The organism is Pseudomonas quasicaspiana (genome assembly GCF_021147825.1).
Classification (GTDB): domain Bacteria; phylum Pseudomonadota; class Gammaproteobacteria; order Pseudomonadales; family Pseudomonadaceae; genus Aquipseudomonas; species Aquipseudomonas quasicaspiana.
The window spans coordinates 1-17,714 of the sequence record NZ_JAGTPI010000012.1; the positions used below are offsets into that span (position 1 = coordinate 1).

General features: G+C 56.4%; 8 protein-coding genes and 1 pseudogene. 4 read left to right on the plus strand and 5 right to left on the minus strand.

Annotation, left to right across the window (positions count from 1 at the left end; genetic code table 11):
• On the plus strand, positions 1 to 721 hold a 721-nt coding region (locus KDX30_RS10120; RefSeq protein ID WP_231675661.1), incomplete at its 5' end, for a hypothetical protein.
• Between the two features lie 289 nt (positions 722 to 1,010).
• Here KDX30_RS10120 and KDX30_RS10125 read toward each other — a convergent pair.
• Positions 1,011 to 1,100: pseudogene (locus KDX30_RS10125) on the minus strand (peptide-methionine (S)-S-oxide reductase MsrA); the annotation flags it as partial.
• A gap of 320 nt (positions 1,101 to 1,420) precedes the next feature.
• On the opposite strand from KDX30_RS10125, the gene KDX30_RS10130 reads away from it, so the two are divergent.
• Positions 1,421 to 2,494, plus strand: a complete 1,074-nt coding sequence (locus KDX30_RS10130) for a hypothetical protein (RefSeq protein WP_231675662.1) — start codon at positions 1,421 to 1,423, stop codon at positions 2,492 to 2,494.
• 379 nt (positions 2,495 to 2,873) lie between these two features.
• The gene (locus KDX30_RS10135) at positions 2,874 to 4,616 is read left to right on the plus strand and encodes a hypothetical protein (RefSeq protein WP_231675663.1); all 1,743 of its coding nucleotides are present in this window, start codon (positions 2,874 to 2,876) and stop codon (positions 4,614 to 4,616) included.
• Positions 4,617 to 4,949: 333 nt separating this feature from the next.
• On the opposite strand, the gene msrA is transcribed toward KDX30_RS10135, so the two are convergent.
• The 4 genes from msrA to aceE all read right to left on the minus strand — a co-directional run bounded on the left by msrA (position 4,950) and on the right by aceE (position 14,257).
• Positions 4,950 to 5,612 (minus strand): peptide-methionine (S)-S-oxide reductase MsrA, encoded by a 663-nt coding sequence (gene msrA / locus KDX30_RS10140; protein WP_231675664.1) that lies wholly within the window; start codon positions 5,610 to 5,612, stop codon positions 4,950 to 4,952.
• Between the two features lie 190 nt (positions 5,613 to 5,802).
• A complete protein-coding gene (locus KDX30_RS10145) occupies positions 5,803 to 8,496 on the minus strand; it encodes a putative bifunctional diguanylate cyclase/phosphodiesterase (RefSeq protein WP_231675665.1) in 2,694 nt (897 codons plus the stop codon).
• 1,292 nt (positions 8,497 to 9,788) lie between these two features.
• Positions 9,789 to 11,441, minus strand: coding sequence for a dihydrolipoyllysine-residue acetyltransferase (aceF, locus tag KDX30_RS10150; protein ID WP_231675666.1), 1,653 nt, complete (start codon positions 11,439 to 11,441; stop codon positions 9,789 to 9,791).
• 170 nt (positions 11,442 to 11,611) lie between these two features.
• Complete coding sequence (aceE, locus tag KDX30_RS10155; protein WP_027901057.1) at positions 11,612 to 14,257, minus strand: pyruvate dehydrogenase (acetyl-transferring), homodimeric type; 2,646 nt, start codon at positions 14,255 to 14,257, stop codon at positions 11,612 to 11,614.
• 383 nt (positions 14,258 to 14,640) lie between these two features.
• Between aceE and glnE the strand changes: the two genes are divergently transcribed.
• Positions 14,641 to 17,598 carry a bifunctional [glutamate--ammonia ligase]-adenylyl-L-tyrosine phosphorylase/[glutamate--ammonia-ligase] adenylyltransferase gene (glnE, locus tag KDX30_RS10160; protein WP_231675667.1) on the plus strand — a complete coding sequence of 986 codons (2,958 nt, stop codon included), beginning with the start codon at positions 14,641 to 14,643 and terminating at the stop codon, positions 17,596 to 17,598.
• Positions 17,599 to 17,714 lie beyond the last annotated feature (116 nt).

A 17,714-nucleotide genomic window follows, 5' to 3' on the forward strand; every position in this document is an offset into this window, starting at 1 on the left:
TCTGGATAACGGCACCCGCAGGCTCATGGTCTGGCCGGAAGACGATACGTGGTCAGCGCAAGTGGATTTGATAACAGCGGGAAGCCACAGCTTTATTGCTCGATCAATCGATAATGGCGCGGAGTCTGAGCCCTGGATGATTAACGCAAGCTGGAATGAGCCACGTATATTGGGTGTTGTAGATTCCCAAGACGTTTCGATACCTGACGGTGGATTCACCCGAGAACCTGAGCTCACCCTGTCGGGTGTCGCAGTTGGCACTCAGGTATTGGAGATTCTGGATAACGGCACCCGCAGGCTCATGGTCTGGCCGGAAGACGATACGTGGTCAGCGCAAGTGGATTTGATAACAGCGGGAAGCCACAGCTTTATTGCACGATCAATCGATACCGGTGCGGAGTCCACGCCCTGGATTGTCAGTGCAAGCTGGCACGAGCCGGTTATCGAAGGGGTTGTTGATTCCCAGGGTGTGCCTGTGCCGGACGGCGGTTCTACTCCCGATACGCTATTGACTCTTTCTGGAACGGTGGTTGATCAGACCAGGCCTGACGTCCTGGATATTCTGGATAACGATCTTCTGACGGTCAGAGCTTTTCCATTTGAAGGCGGTTGGGAAGCACAACTGCGAGGATTGACTGTCGGAGGCCATAGCTTTACTGCGCGATCAAACAACAATAGTGCAGTGTCTGAGCCTTGGGTGATTACAGTGACTACCTCCTGATTGCACAGGATCAACAACGATGTATTTCTCGGTGAATTCGGCCCCACAGGATCGCGGTGGGCTTGAGTCTGGCACCAACCCCGTGGGAGCGAATTCATTCGCGAAGGGGCCGATGCATCCGCAGCGTCTTTGTCGTCAGGAATAGCGCTTTCCCGAATGAATTCGGTCCCACAGGTTCTTCGTGAATTCAGAAAGTTACGTGTTGTTTGATGACAGCGAACTTGTTCGCGAGGCGATGTTCTTGATTACGCAAAACAAGCGCCTCGCTAACAAACTGTCTTTTACCCAATCAATTCCCCGCCAGACTCGGCGGCATGCACACACCGGTCCCGCCAATCCCACAATACCCCTGCGGATTCTTGGTCAAGTAGTGCTGGTATAAACCTCATTATAGAGCACGGCTAATGTGCTGGTCGTCCCTGGCAGTGATTTCTCGGCTCACAGAGATAATGCTAGGTTACTTATCACTATAGCCGCTTTATTTCGATACGTTCTAAGTACTGTTATTTCTGACAGTATCGCGTTTTACCCTGTGGCTGTAACTTGAAGGCGGTTGAAGAATAATTGTGCTGTATTGATAAATGGCTACCCCCGGTGATAGGGGACTTCGCTGACTAACGATGTCGTTTGTCAGTGAGTAAATTTCAAGTGGGTTGAGTGGCTTGCTCCTGGCGCCAACCTCACAGAAGGATATCTAAGATGACTGTCAATCATGTGAAACCTGAAGTTGTTGGAGCTGTTAATGGCGTACTAGTCATGTCCAGTCCTGTCAGCGCCGTGACGGTGCGTGTACTGTATGGGATGGCAAATACGGATCTCATACTCCTCTCATGGGATGGCCACGCGGATCTTGTCCTTCCCCAACAGGGCAATCCTGATGGAGAAGTCGGGTTTTCAGTCCCTCCCGCTGCTGTAGCGGCCGTTGTGGGCAAAACCATTGAAGTTTTTTACACGGTTATTCGTTCCGATGTCGCAGAACCGTCAGACATTCTTGCATTGAGCGTCCAGGCCGCAGCGGAGGTTCAACCTGTTATTACCGGTGTCACAGGTGCCAGCGGTAGCGTCGAAAATGAGGGCGAAACGATCGACACGGTGCTGACTATCAATGGTTCCGCAGGGGCGAACGTTAACCTTGATATCTGGGATGGATCCATGTCGGTGGGTGATACGCTGACGACCAATACTGGAAGCTGGTCGCTTACTTTCTCGGGCCTGACGCAGAGCTACCACAGAATCTCGGCAAAGACCGTAGGTGGAAATCTGATTTCTGAGCCGTGGGGCTTTACGATAGTGGCTAAACCCGTATCAGGATTCGAGGACTTTGAAGCAGCTTCAATCGGGCGGATAGATCATCAGATTACACTGGCATCGGGTTTGAAAGTAGGTCCCTATGCGCCCTACCATACACCTCCGTCTATCGGTAATAGTGGAGGGGCGCAAGGTGAACACGGTGTTAGGTTTCTATATATCACTGTCGACGGGGTTAAAGATGGAAGTGTGATGTGTATCTTGCCATCTTCCGGGGTGTTCAGAAAGGTGAGCTTTGCCATGTGGACTGTGTCTGGTAATGCCAGAAACTGTACCGTAAGTTGGCTTAACCAAACAGGAGCGATAGTCGATACTATTAAGATTGTAACGCCTGGATTGGGTGGGGGGACGTTTATCTTGAACTATACTGCTCGGTCAGGGAACGCTATAACAGGATTCGAGATGTGGACTAAGCAATATGAAAGTGGACGGCTCGCATGCGACAGTATTAGCTGGTCAGAGTAATGCGGCAGTATGGCCCTTAGTGTCAATAAGTCCATGGCGGTAGTTGGTCACTGTAAGAAAGTGGTTAGTGGCTGCCATTGCTGCGGCGACGTTCTTAATGCTGCGCATAGAGATGACTGACTTCGTATGACCTTATTTTCTCCGAGTGGGTTGTCCCCTATGTCTCGTCACACGCTACATCCTGTCAAATTAATGCTTCGGCCTGAGGATTAATCGTTGCTTTCCATAGCAACTCCTGTGGGAACGGATGTATTCGCGAAAGCCCCCGCGCATCTAGCGTCTGAAATACCGCTATCGTGAATAAATTCACTCCTACAGGGGGCGTTTCATTTCAATTCAATTCTGATGGTGATGTCTTGCTTATAAAAAGGTGAATCAAGTGAACGCAAGCCGTTATACACAACCCGCTGTCGTTGAAGCCCCCAGTGGTGTACTCGACCCAAACGCAGTGAACGGCGCGACCGTTCGCGTGACCTATATCATGGAAGACACCGACCTTATTTTTATGTTCTGGAATGGCCGAGGTGATTTGGTCGCACCAAAGTACGGGAACTCAAGCGGAACGATAGATTTTCTGGTGCCACGCGCAGCAGTTACCGATACGGCGGGCCAGACCATTGAGGTCTTCTATATGGTAATGCGTTCGGGAGTTACTGAACCATCGACAGCCCTCGATTTAATTGTAGAGGCGATGAGGGGAGAAGTAAGGCCTCACATTCTGAATGTGACAGGCGTCAGTGGCGATGTCTCCAATGGCAGTGAAACTCTCGATAACTTATTGACAATAAGTGGAACGGCCGGTCCTGGCGTTACTCTGGAGCTATTTGATGACTCGTATCCAATCGATACAAAAGTGGCACAGAGTGATGGGAGTTGGCAGTCAACGTTCTCTGAGCTGACGGAGACACTTCACAGTATCACCGCGCTAACTGTGGGTGGAGTTTTGTTATCGGACCCATACGAGTTTACGGTCGTAGCAATTCCTCGGCCCACAGTTATCGATGCTCCGAGCGGCAGTCTTGAACCGATTGACGCCCTAAACGGTGCAACCGTGGTCGTGGCTTACGATATGCAAACCACCGACACCATCGGCCTGAGCTGGAATAGTCTCGATAACCTTGTGCTGCCTCAACAGGGCAGCGCCTTGGGCAGTGTCACGTTTACCATCCCGCCCTCGGCGGTGGCGGCGGTGATCGGGAAAACCATTCCGGTGCTGTATTCGGTTATGCGCAATGGTGTAACGAAACCATCACCCCAGCTCGACCTCACTGTCCGGACGCTTTCTGATTCCGTGCTGGAGGCGCCGAGAATTCTGCAAGCCTCCGCTGACGGAAGCCTTGATGTTGATGCCTTGACCGGCGATGCCGGACTGAGGGTCAAGCCTTGGCCGTTCATTGCAGCGGGGCAGCGCATTTCCCTCAGGTTTGAAGGCACCAAAGAGGATGGCACGGCGTATAACTGGGCGCATCCAGCGTGGCAAAATTTTCCGATTAGTTCGACGGCTGAGCCGAGCACGACGGTGGCATTGAGTAACTTGAAAGCGTTGAAGGACGGTTCAAGCCTGACGTTAATTTTTGAAGTGTCGTTTGATGGTGGGGTAACGAAAGTGTTATTTCCAATACGGGTATTGAACATCATTCAGGTTCCTGCTTCGGGATTCGAGGATTTTGAAGCAGTAGTATCAAGACAAATTCCCTTCGGGCCAGACTATCTGGAACTCCCTTCAGGGCTGCTATTGTATTCAACACCAACTACTACACCGTTACCAACTGAAATAGTTCACCATGCAGCTCAGCAAGGACAGCACGGATTTAAATCGTTGTATTTTCCTTCAAAATTTGGTCGTTTCGCTACACTAACAATAATACTCCCCTCAGGTTCTTTTAAGAAGGTGGCATTAACTTTTTGGCTAATGAAAAATCTCCCTACCTTCAGATTAACTGTTCTTTTCTCAGGGACCGGCTTTAGTTTAGTCCCTCTAGAGGTGAGCTTGCCTGGGCAATATAAGGTGCCGGTAGAATTCACCGCTCCGCCTGGAAAATTTGTAACTTGTATTGATATTGCTGGGGCACAAGATGATCGTAATGAAATTGCCTGTGACAGCATTAGCTGGTCAGAATGATTTCGTTGCGTGACAGGTCGGTTGATGCATGTAAACAGCCAGGTTGAATTTTAAGTTAAAAAAATCGAGCTTCCAGTTGGTAAGTCGAGTTTTGGTATGCCTGGATTTTTTAGCGAGGCGAGTTTCCGATCACCCAGTACCAATGCCTCGCCAACAAGTTGGCTCCTACCGAATTAAACTACCCGCGTGTTCGGTGGAGTGTTTGTTACCTGGTGGTTAGCTGTTCTGGCGCTGCAACTCCTGTGGGAACGGATGTATTCGCGAAAGCCCCCGCGCATCTAGCGTCTGAAATACCGCTTTCGCGAATGAATTCGCTCCCACAGGATGACTAAATCAATTCCCCGCCAGACTCGGCGGCATGCACACACCGGTGCCACCAATCCCGCAATAGCCCTGCGGATTCTTCGCCAGGTATTGCTGGTGATAGGCCTCGGCAAAGAACACAGTCGGCGCTTCTTCGATTTCAGTGGTGATTTCACCCAGCCCGGCTTTGCTCAGCTCTGCCTGATACACCGCAGCGCTGGCCTTGGCGGCAGCGAGCTGTTCCGGGGTAGTGCAGTAGATCACCGAGCGGTATTGCGTGCCGATGTCGTTGCCCTGGCGCATGCCTTGAGTCGGGTTGTGCAGTTCCCAGAACTGAGTCAGCAGTTCGTCGTAGCTGACTTTTTCCGGCTCGTAGACCACCAGCACGACTTCAGTGTGGCCAGTCAGACCGGAGCACACTTCTTCGTAGGTCGGGTTAGGCGTAAAGCCACCGGCATAGCCGACAACGGTGCTGACGACGCCGTCCCGTTGCCAGAAGCGGCGTTCGGCACCCCAGAAGCAACCCAGGCCGAAAATCGCGAATTCCACGTTGGCGGTGAACGGGCCCAGTAGCGGGTTGCCGTTGACGAAGTGGGTTTCCGGGAGTGCCATCGGTGTTTCGCGACCGGGCAGGGCTTGGTCAGCGGTAGGGAGTACGTTTTTGTTCACAAGAATTTCCGAGCGTAGAGCCATGAACCTTTTCCTCATGGTGGGATGCGGGTGGGCCGCGAAGGTAATCAGGGCGCGACTCCCGGTAGGAGCGAACTTGTTCGCGAGGCGATGTCAGTTTCGCCGCCTCGCCAACAAGTTGCCTCCTACCGAGGGCGGCGTGATGTCAGTTAGCAGCAAGTGTGCCCCAAACAAGCGGGCTGGGGGAAGTCTGTCAGGCCAACGGTCCGCGTGGGTAGCGGCGCAGCTTGTCGATCAGGTCCTGACCGGGGATGGGTTTGTCGAACAGGTAGCCTTGACCGACGTCGCAGCGATGGCGGCGCAGGAAGGTCAGTTGAGCGGCGGTTTCGATGCCTTCGGCGACCACTTTGAGCTTGAGGTTGTGGGCCATGGCGATGACTGCCGAGGTGATTTCCATATCGTCCTCATCATCCGGAATGTCGCGGATGAAGCTGCGATCGATCTTGATCACGTCGATGGGGAATTTTTTCAGGTAGCTGAACGATGAATAGCCAGTGCCGAAGTCATCCATGGCCAGCGACAAGCCCATTTTCTTCAGGGCGTCCAGTTGCTGGCGGGTGTCTTCAGTAGCCTCCAGCAGCAGGCCTTCGGTCAGCTCCAGCTCCAGCAGGGAAGTATCGAGCTGTTCTTCTTTGAGGATCGCGGCGATTGCACTCACCAGCTCCGGGTCGGAGAACTGCTTGGGGGACACGTTGATCGCCACTTGCAGATTGCCGAAACCGGCTGCGGTCAGTTGTTTGCTCATGCGGCAGGACTGGCGTGCTACCCATTTGCCGATCGGGATGATCAGACCCGTCTCTTCAGCGACGCTGATGAACTGGTCAGGGCGAATCATGCCCTTCTCCGGGTGGTTCCAGCGCAATAGCGCTTCCATGCCGATCAGACGCCCGCTGAGCAGGCACAGCTTGGGCTGGTAGAAGACCTCCAGCTCGTTTTGCGTCAGGGCGCGGCGCAGGTTGTTTTCAACGAACAGTTTGTAGCTGGCCTCGGCATTCAGGGCTTCGGTAAACAGCTGAACCTGATGCTTGCCGTTGGCTTTGGCCTTGTGCAACGCAAGCCCGGCGTTTTTCATCAACGTCTGCGGATCACGACCATGTAACGGCGCGCAAGCCAGGCCTACGGAGCCGGTGACGCTGATCAACTGGTTATCGACGAAGATCGGCTTGTCCAGCGTTGCCAGCACCTGGGTGGCAATGCTCTGCCCGTCATCGGCCCCGGTCTGATCGAGCAGCACAGCGAATTCATTACTGGCAAAACGCGCCAACACGTCGCTGGGGCTCAGGGTGTTACGCAGGCGACGGGCCAGGCTGATCAGCAATTTGTCGCCGGTCTGGTGGCCCAGGCTGTCGTTGATGCGTTTGAAGTTGTCGATGTCCACCAGCAACAGGCTCATGGGCGTGTCGCTATCCCGGGTAAAGCGCTCGTCCAGGGTGCGAATGAACGCCGGCCGGTTGCCCAGGTTGGTCAGGTTGTCGGTGTAGGCCAGGCGCTCGATGCGCTGCTGAGCCAGTTTGCTCTGGGTGATGTCTTCGTAAATGCCGATGTAATGGGTCAACTCGCGGTTGTCGCCATACACCTTGGAAATCGACAGTTGCCCCCAGTAGGGTTCGAGGTTTTTACGACGGCTCTTGAATTCACCTTGCCAGCTGTTGCTGCTGGCAAGGCTGGAATTGGCGTCCTTGAGCACTTCGCTGAGGTTTTCCAGTGCGGGCAGCTCGGACAGCTTGTACCCGTGGACCTCATCGGCCGTGTACTGGGTGATTGCGGTGAAACTCGGGTTGACGTACTCGACCACGCCGTCGCAATTGACCAGCAGGAAGGCATTGGCGCTTTGCTCGACGGCGCGCTGGAATAAGTGCAGGGCGCTGGTGGCGGTGCGGCGGGTGTGGTTGTTGATGGCCTGGGCGAATTGATCCGCCAGCTCACCGGCAAAGGCGATTTCATCGGACTGCCAGGCGCGCGGTTCACCGGTTTGCTCCAGGCACAGCACACCCATCACCTGGCCGTCGATGCGAATACTGGCGTCGAGAATGGCGCTGATGTCACGTGGCTTGAAGCTGGCGATCATCTCTTTGGTGCGCGGATCTTGCTGGACGTCGTGTGCATCGATGGCACGGCTGTTATGCAGTGCTTCGAGGTAACTCGGAAACGGGCTCGCGTCGATGGGGGCCGGCAGGTGGCTTTTTCTGTCTTCGCGACGATAGGCGGAAATAGGTTCAAGCATGTGGCCACTGAGGTACCACATGCTGGCGCAGGAGATGTTGTAGATCTCGCAGGCACTTTTAGTGATCAGCTCAGCCGCTTCCTGCAGCGCGTTATTAGTGCTGTAGCGCTGGCGGGCGAGGTGCAGGATCAGATTTTGCTGGGCGCGGACACGCTCCAGGTGCTCGAACTGCTCGCGTTGGGCTTGTTGATTGAGCTCAAGAGCGATTTGCAGGCGCGAGTTCTGGGTTTCCAGATCGGGGTTGGCGTACTGATCGGCGTCGATCTGCAGGCCATCAACGACCATCAGGTAACCGCGCAACAGGTGCCGATTGTGTTGCTTATAGCCTTCGCCCACTTCGACCACGCTGAGTGGGCCGCGGGCGGTGTGCAGGGTATAGCGCACGGTGTAATGCGGGGTTTCAGCCAACTGCAACTGAATGGAGTCGTGTACTTGATAGCGGGCTTCAGGTTCCATCAGGCTTGCGTAAGGCGAGCCCAATAAGGCGCAGAGTTCCACGGCAGCCAGGCCGAACTGTTTTTCACAGTTTGGATCGAGGTAGAGCAGCGCCCAATTGGCTTCATTAAGCCGCTCGAAACGCAGCATGCCGAGGCGCGAAGGCACCGGCAATTGCGTCACTACCTCGGCCGCCGTTCTACCGGCAGCATCGGGTTGGCTCTTCATGAAGGAACTCGCTTTCGGAATACTGAACGCGTGCGGGCGGGGCCCTTTCTGATTTCGCGTGTGGCAAGGTTGCATCATGCAGCACTGGCTGACAAGGGAGCGCGGTGGCTTAGTGCTATAAATGTTTGGCCATAATAGGCTGGTTGTATGCAGTTTATGAATTAAGCGCTCTAGATCAAGGCTTTGCTGGCGGTGGGGGAATATTCCAGATTAGCGGCATTTCGCCGCACTTTGCCAAATTGCGCACAAAAAAAGCCCCGCCATGTAGGCGGGGTTGAGGTCGAGCGGTTTGGTGGAGTGAGAATTGCCGTATCGGTAGGAGCGAACTTGTTCGCGAGACAGGCGACCGGGTGTGTCAGGTTTACACCTCGCGAACAAGCTCGCTCCTACCGGGCTATGCGTTCCGTCAGATGATGGGGGGGCGCAGACAGGTAGGCGATTTGTGTCTTGGAACGCTCAAAAGGCCCGCCACCGATTCAGGTAGGAGCGAACTTGTTCGCGAGACAGACGACCGGGTGTGTCAGGTATACACCTCGCGAACAAGTTCGCTCCTACCGGGTTATGCGTTCCGTGCAGATGATTGAATCCCGGGCAAAAAAAGCCCCGCCATGTGGGCGAGGTTGAGGTCGAGCGGTTTGGTGGCGTGAGAATTGCCGTATCGGTAGGAGCGAACTTGTTCGCGAGACAGGCGACCGGGTGTGTCAGGTTTACACCTCGCGAACAAGTTCGCTCCTACCGGGCTATGCGTTCCGTGCAGATGATTGAATCCCGGGCAAAAAAAGCCCCGCCATGTAGGCGGGGTTGAGGTCGAGCGGTTTGGCTCGGTGAAACAGGTGGCTCTGGCGCCGCCCCTGTGGGAGCGGATTCATCCGCGAAGAGGGCGGCACATCCAGCAAATCATTGCCTGATACACCGCTTTCGCGAATGAATTCGCTCCCACAAAGGAGAGCGAGCACCCAGCCAGGCTTACAACAGGATCGTGCGGATATCAGCCAGCAGGTGGCTCTGGCGCTGCCCCTGTGGGAGCGGATTCATCCGCGAAGAGGGCGGCACATCCAGAAAATCATTGCCTGATACACCGCCTTCGCGAATGAATTCGCTCCCACAAAGGAGAGCGAGCACCCGCTTACAACAGCATCGTGCGGATATCAGCCAGCAGATCGCTCAGGCGCCGCCCCTGTGGGAGCGGATTCATCCGCGAAGAGGGCGGCACATCCAGCAAATCATTGCCTGATACACCGCTTTCGCGAATGAATTCGCTCCCACAAAAGAGAGCGAGCACCCAGCCAGGCTTACAACAGGATCGTGCGGATATCAGCCAGCAGATCGCTCAGGCGCTTGGTGAAGCGCGCGGCGGCTGCGCCGTTGATTACGCGGTGATCGTAGGACAGCGACAATGGCAGCATCAGCTTAGGCTGGAAGGCTTTGCCATCCCAAACCGGCTGCATGGTTGCCTTGGAAACACCCAGAATCGCCACTTCAGGCGCGTTGACGATCGGCGTGAAGCCGGTGCCGCCAATGTGGCCGAGGCTGGAGATAGTGAAGCAGGCGCCCTGCATTTCGTTCGCTGAGAGCTTCTTGGTACGGGCTTTTTCAGCCAGTACTGCGGCTTCGGCAGCGAGTTGCAGCAGGCTCTTCTTGTCCACGTCCTTGATGACCGGTACCAGCAGGCCTTCAGGGGTATCAACAGCAAAGCCGATGTTGACGTATTTCTTGCGGATCACTGCTTTGCCGCTTGGTGCCAGCGAAGCGTTGAAGTCTGGCAGTTCCTTGAGCAGGAAGGCGCAAGACTTGAGCAGCAGAGGCAGGATGGTCAGTTTGACGCCTGCTTTCTCGGCAACGGCTTTCTGCGCAACGCGGAAAGCTTCCAGGTCGGTGATGTCGGCCTGGTCGAATTGTGTAACGTGCGGAATGTTCAGCCAACTGCGGTGCAGACCGGTGGCGCCCAGTTGCATCAGGCGGGTCATCGGCACTTCTTCGATTTCGCCGAAACGGCTGAAGTCGACTTCAGGGATTGGCTGGATGCCCGCGCCGCCGCTTGCGCCGCCCGCTGGAGCTTCCTTGGCCTTCTGCATCATGGCCTTGACGTAAACCTGCACGTCCTCTTTCAGCACACGGCCGTGTGGGCCGGTTGCGCTGACTGCGCTCAGTTCAACGCCGAACTCACGGGCCAGTTGGCGAACTGCCGGGCCTGCGTGAACCTTGGCGCCGTCTTTGGCCGGAGCTGCAGCTGTTTGAGCCGGCGCAGCAGTTGGAGCCTCTGCTTTTGGCGCAGCAGCCGGAGCAGCTTCAGCCTTGGTCGGTGCGGCAGCAGCAGGAGCGGCAGCTTGAGCAGGGGCAGCAGCAGGCGCAGCGCCAGCCACTTTCAATTTCAGGATCAGGTCGCCGGTGCCAACTTCGTCTTCGAGCTTGACGAGGATGGCTTCGACAACGCCTGCGGCTGGAGACGGGATCTCCATGCTGGCTTTGTCGGACTCCAGAGTGATCAACGATTGATCAGCAGTAATCGTGTCGCCAACCTTGACCATCAGCTCGATGATCTTGGCTTTGCCCGACGAACCGATGTCCGGTACATGGATGTCCTGCACGGCTTCAGTCGCGGCAGCAGCTGGCTCAGCAGCAGGCGCTGGTGCAGCTTCAGCAGGCTTTTCGGTCGGTGCCGGAGCGGCAGCAGCAGGGGCAGCAGCTTCAGCAGGCGCAGCGGCAGCTTCGCCTTCAACTTCCAGCTCGAACAGCTCGTCGCCTTCTTTCAGGCGGTCGCCCAGCTTGACCTTCATGGTCTTGATGACGCCAGCCTTGGGAGCAGGAATTTCCATGCTCGCCTTGTCCGACTCGAGCGTCAGAACGCTCTGGTCAGCTTCGATGCGATCACCGACCTTGACCATCAACTCAATAACTTCACCTTCACCGTTGCCGATGTCGGGTACGCGAATTAGCTCACTCACAATGTCTCTCCTTCGGAGAACCTGTTCACTCTCGATTGCGCCGGGTTAGTCAGTTGCGACAAAACAGCTTTCGGATGCTCATTTAACGTTCATCAAAAACGGTAAATTCCGCATCTTCAGCTGCCTTGTCGCTCCTCGTTCAGCGCGTTATACGATCTCGAAGCAGACTCTTAACAATCCAGTGGGTTGCGTTTTTCAGGATCGATGCCGAACTTGACGATGGCTTCAGCCACAACCTTAGGTTCGATATCGCCACGATCAGCCAAGGCTTCCAGAGCGGCCAGCACAACGAAGTGACGGTCGACTTCGAAGAAGTTACGCAGTTTCTTGCGGCTGTCGCTGCGGCCGAAACCGTCAGTGCCCAAGACTTTGTATTCCTTGGTCGGAACCCACTGACGGATCTGGTCAGCGAACAGTTTCATGTAGTCGGTCGATGCAATCACCGGACCTTTACGGCCCGCCAGGCACTCTTCAACGTAGCTTACAGCTGGCTTCTGGCCAGGGTGCAGGCGGTTGCTGCGCTCTACGGCAAGACCGTCGCGACGCAGTTCGTTGAAGCTGGTCACGCTCCAGACATCAGCACCAATGTTGAATTCGTCACGCAGGATTTTCGCCGCTTCGCGAACTTCACGCAGGATGGTGCCCGAGCCCAGCAACTGGACGTGGTGCGCCGCTTCCTTGGTGTCTTCTTCGAGCAGGTACATGCCTTTGACGATACCTTCCTCGACACCGGCCGGCATGGCTGGCTGGGCGTAGGATTCGTTCATCACGGTCAGGTAGTAGAAAACGTCCTGCTGTTCTTCGAACATCCGGCGCATGCCGTCCTGGATGATCACTGCCAGCTCGTAACCGTAAGTCGGGTCGAAGGTGCGGCAGTTCGGGATGGTCGATGCCAGGATGTGGCTGTGACCGTCTTCGTGCTGCAGACCTTCGCCGTTCAGGGTGGTACGGCCGGCGGTGCCGCCGATCAGGAAGCCACGGGTGCGGCTGTCGCCAGCGGCCCAGGCCAGGTCACCGATACGCTGGAAACCGAACATCGAGTAGAAGATATAGAACGGAATCATCGGCTGGTTGTGGCTGGAGTACGAAGTACCGGCAGCGATGAAGGAGGACATCGCGCCTGCTTCGTTGATGCCTTCTTCCAGGATCTGGCCTTTCTTGTCTTCGCGATAGAACATCACTTGTTCTTTATCGACTGGCTCGTAGAGCTGGCCGACGGAAGAGTAGATGCCCAGTTGGCGGAACATGCCTTCCATGCCGAAGGTACGGGCTTCGTCCGGAATGATCGGCACGATGCGCGGGCCAACTTCCTTGTCCTTGACCAGTTGCGAGAGGATCCGCACGAAGGCCATGGTGGTGGAAATTTCGCGGTCGCCGGAACCGTCCAGAATCGCCTTGAGGGTTTCCAGTGGCGGAGTCGGCAGGCTGAAGCTTTCAGCGCGACGCTGTGGTACGAAGCCGCCCAGCGCAGCACGACGCTCGCTCAGGTATCGGGCTTCGGCGCTGCCTTCTTCCGGTTTGAAGAATGGCAGGGCTTCCAGCTGGTCGTCTTTGACCGGGATGTCGAAGCGGTCACGGAAGTGACGCAGGCTGTCGACATCGACTTTCTTGGTGTTGTGCGCAGTGTTTTTCGCTTCGCCAGCACCGGTACCGTAACCTTTGATGGTCTTGGCCAGAACCACGGTCGGTTGACCCTTGTGGTTAACAGCCTGGTGGTACGCCGCGTACATTTTGTACGGGTCGTGGCCGCCACGGTTGAGTTTCCAGATTTCGTCGTCGGACAGGTCAGCAACCATCGCCTTGAGTTCAGGCGTGTTGAAGAAGTGTTCACGGACGAACGCGCCGTCTTTGGCTTTGTAGTTCTGGTACTCGCCGTCGATGACTTCGTCCATGCGACGTTGCAGGATACCGTCGACGTCCTTGGCCAGCAGCGGGTCCCAGAAGCGGCCCCAGACTACTTTGGTCACGTTCCACTGAGCACCGCGGAATACGCCTTCGAGTTCCTGAATGATCTTGCCGTTACCGCGAACCGGGCCATCGAGGCGCTGCAGGTTGCAGTTGACGACGAAGATCAGGTTGTCGAGTTTTTCACGACCGGCCAGCGCGATGGCGCCCAGGGATTCCGGCTCGTCGGTCTCGCCGTCGCCCAGGAAGCACCATACTTTCTGCTTGCCTTCAGGGATGTAACCGCGATGCTCCAGGTACTTCATGAAGCGCGCCTGGTAGATCGCCTGGATTGGACCCAGACCCATGGATACAGTCGGGAACTGCCAGAAATCTTTCATCAGCCACGGGTGTGGATAAGACGACAGGCCTTTGCCATCGACTTCCTGACGGAAGTTGTTCATTTGTTCTTCGGTGATCCGGCCTTCCATGAACGCACGGGCGTAAACGCCTGGCGATGCGTGACCCTGGAAGTAGATCAGGTCGCCGCCGTGTTCGTCGGTCGGGGCCTGGAAGAAGTAGTTGAAGCCAATGTCATACAGCGTGGCGCTGGATGCGAAGCTGGAGATGTGACCGCCCAGGTCTGGGTCATTCAGGTTGGTTTTGACAACCATGGCCAACGCGTTCCAGCGGATCAGGGAGCGAATGCGGCGTTCCATGAACAGGTCGCCAGGCATGCGTGCTTCGTGAGTGACCGGAATCGTGTTGCGATAAGGCGTGGTGATGGCGTACGGCAGCTGCGAACCACTACGGGTGGCCAGCTCGCCCATACGGGTCATCAGGTAATGAGCACGGTCTTCGCCTTCTTTGTCGAGAACCGATTCCAGGGCGTCCAGCCATTCCTGGGTTTCGACGGGATCGAGGTCTTGCATGGCTTGCTCCAGGGCGGAAAGGCTTCCAGAATCGGTTGCCTGAGTGTTTGCGACTGGCCTTGTGGGCAGACGACATAAATTCTTGGATGACCGGCGGTTGTTCCGGCGGCGTGTAGTTTTACTACAAATCGTCGGCTATTTCAGCCTTTCGAACTGTAGGGGCAGTAGTAAAGCTACAGGGAAGCGTATAAAAGGTTCGTCATGTGTTGTGGGATAAAACGTTCCTGTTGGTTGAAAACAAACATATGCGAATCAAATCAGATGCTGGCTGCTACAAAATTAACTATCCCAGCAATTTATGACTTTTGTTCGACAGTCCTGTCAGTCGCTCGCAGGTTTTTTGCGCGCTACACAGCGCTTCGCACGCCGATCTAGGATAGACCATGAGCCTACCTTCGCTGGCCGATATTCCGGCCATCCTGCTGCCTTTAGTCTCTCGTGCGCAACAGACGTTTCGCACATCCCTTGTTGCTTCGTCGGACGGTGCTACGACATCTTTCGACGGCTGGCCTGATTCTCGTCGCGCAGCGTTCGACCGGGTTTGCGCAGCCAGTGACTTTGTCACCGAGCAGGTCTGTCGTGACCCTCATCTGTTGCTGGACCTCGCGGAATCCGGCGAGCTGGAGCGCAGTTTCGCTCCCGGTGAGCTACGCGGGCAGCTTGCGACAGCCGTGGCCGAAGCCGTCAGCGAGGACGAACTGGGGCGTAATCTACGTCGCCAGCGTGCGCGGCAGCAAGTGCGGATTATCTGGCGCGACCTGACCCGGCAGGCCGATCTGGTGGAAACCTGTCGCGATCTGTCCGACATGGCTGATGGCTGCATCGACCTGGCTTACCAATGGTTGTACGAGCGCCATTGCCAGCAGTTCGGCACGCCTACGGGGCGGCGCAGCGGCGAAGCGCAGCAGATGGTCATTCTGGGCATGGGCAAGCTGGGTGCGGTGGAGCTGAACCTTTCGTCGGACATCGACCTGATCTTCGCTTATCCGGAAGGCGGCGAGACGGTGGGGGTCAAGCGCCCACTGGATAACCAGGAGTTTTTCATCCGCTTGGGGCAACGTTTGATCAAGGCGCTGGACCCGATCACCGTCGACGGCTTCGTGTTCCGCGTTGACATGCGCCTGCGGCCTTACGGTTCATCCGGGGCCTTGGTGCTGAGCTTCAATGCGCTGGAGCAGTATTACCAGGATCAGGGCCGGGACTGGGAACGTTACGCGATGATCAAGGCCCGTGTCGTGGGCGGCGATCAGGCGGCGGGCGAGCAGTTGCTGGATATGCTGCGGCCGTTCGTCTATCGCCGCTATCTGGATTTTTCGGCCATTGAAGCGCTGCGCACCATGAAGCAGCTGATTCAGCAGGAAGTGCGCCGTAAAGGCATGGCGGAGAACATCAAACTGGGTGCCGGTGGCATTCGCGAAGTCGAGTTCATCGCCCAGGCGTTCCAGTTGATTCATGGTGGACGGGACTTGAGCCTGCAACAGCGCCCGCTGCTTAAAGTGCTGCGCACGCTGGAAGGGCAGGGTTACTTGCCTGCTGCGGTCATCGACGAATTGCGTCAGGGTTATGAATTCCTGCGTTATACCGAGCATGCCATCCAGGCCATTGCCGACCGGCAGACGCAAATGTTGCCTGAGGATGAAAAGGATCAGGCCCGAATCGCCTTCATGCTGGGTTTTGCCGACTGGAAGAGCTTCCATGAACAGTTGATGCACTGGCGTGGACGGGTGTCGTGGCATTTCCGTCAGGTCATCGCGGACCCGGACTCTGATCCGGACGACGAACAGCAGGAAGAAGCCGAGGTTGTGGTCGGTGTGGAATGGCTGCCGCTGTGGGAAGAGTCCCAGGACGAAGACGCCGCCTGCCGCCAGTTGCTGTCAGGCGGGTTCGTTGATGCAGATAAAGCGCTGAAGAACCTCAACGATTTGCGCAACAGCTCCCAGTTGCGCTCCATGCAGCGTCTTGGCCGTGAGCGACTGGATGCATTTATTCCGCGTTTACTGGCGCAGGCGGTCGAACACGACAATCCCGATCTGGTGCTTGAGCGTGTACTGCCGTTGGTTGAAGCCGTCGCCCGGCGCTCTGCGTATCTGGTGCTGCTCACCGAAAACCCTGATGCACTGCGTCAGTTGTTGACGCTGTGCGCCGCCAGCCCGTGGATTGCCGAGCAAATTGCGCGCTTCCCGTTGCTGCTTGATGAGTTGCTCAACGAGGGCAGACTGTTCAACCCGCCGCAGGCTCTGGAGCTGGCTGCGGAGTTGCGCGAGCGTCTGACCCGAATCCCCGAAGATGACCTTGAACAGCAGATGGAAGCCTTGCGTCACTTCAAGCTGGCGCACCGTTTGCGCGTGGCAGCATCGGAAATCACCGGCAGTCTGCCTTTAATGAAAGTCAGCGATTACCTGACCTGGCTGGCCGAAGCGATTCTTGAACAGGTGCTGGCGCTGGCGTGGCGGCACACGGTTGCGCGCCACGGAACGCCGTCGCGGCCGGATGGCAGCCTGTGTGATCCGGGCTTTGTCATCGTCGGCTACGGCAAGGTCGGTGGCATCGAGCTGGGCCATGGTTCGGACCTTGATCTGGTGTTCATCCATGATGGCGACTTGCAGGCTGAAACCGATGGAGCGAAACCGATTGATAGCGCGCAGTTCTTTACGCGTCTGGGGCAGCGGATCATTCACTTGCTGACCGCGCAAACCAACTCCGGTCAGCTTTATGAAGTGGACATGCGCTTGCGCCCGTCTGGCGCATCAGGGTTATTGGTCAGTTCGCTCGGGGCTTTTGCCCGCTATCAAGAAAATGAAGCATGGACGTGGGAGCATCAGGCTCTGGTCCGCGCACGGGTGCTGGTGGGCAGTCGGGAAGTAGGGCAGGCATTTGAAGGTGTGCGCGCGTCGGTGCTGGGCCGCGAACGGGATTTGTCCAGGCTGCAGCAGGAGGTCAGCGAGATGCGCGCCAAGATGCGTGGCAGCCTCGGCACCAAGGCCACGGCGGCCGGTACGGCGGCAAATGCCTTCCTGGCAACAGTGCCCTTCGACCTCAAGCAGGATGCCGGTGGTATCGTCGATATCGAATTTATGGTGCAATACGCGGCCTTGGCGTGGTCCCGGGAGCATCCGGCACTGCTGCGTTACACCGATAACATTCGTATTCTTGAAGGGCTGGAAGAGGCCGGGCTGATCCCCGCCAGCGACGCCAGCCTGCTACGCGAGGTCTACAAGATCTACCGCTCGGCCGCTCACCGTCAGGCCTTGCAGAACCAGGCCGGTGTCGTGCCAGGGGATCAGTTTGAAACCCAGCGCCGCGAAGTGATGCGGGTCTGGGGGGAGATGGGGTTGAGTTGATCTGAGGTCCCACGGGTTAGCGTTCATCTTGTTGGTTGGCGGTGATCCTGTGGGAGCGAATTCATTCGCGAAGAGGGCGGTACATCCGATAGAGATTTGGTGTTCGATGCGCCGCT

Bases quoted from the DNA above. Each gene is read 5' to 3' on its own strand.
- KDX30_RS10130 (WP_231675662.1), top strand. From the start codon at position 1,421: ATGACTGTCAATCATGTGAAACCTGAAGTTGTTGGAGCTGTTAATGGC.
- msrA (WP_231675664.1), bottom strand. From the start codon at position 5,612: ATGGCTCTACGCTCGGAAATTCTTGTGAACAAAAACGTACTCCCTACC.
- KDX30_RS10145 (WP_231675665.1), bottom strand. From the start codon at position 8,496: ATGAAGAGCCAACCCGATGCTGCCGGTAGAACGGCGGCCGAGGTAGTG.
- aceE (WP_027901057.1), bottom strand. From the start codon at position 14,257: ATGCAAGACCTCGATCCCGTCGAAACCCAGGAATGGCTGGACGCCCTG.
- glnE (WP_231675667.1), top strand. From the start codon at position 14,641: ATGAGCCTACCTTCGCTGGCCGATATTCCGGCCATCCTGCTGCCTTTA.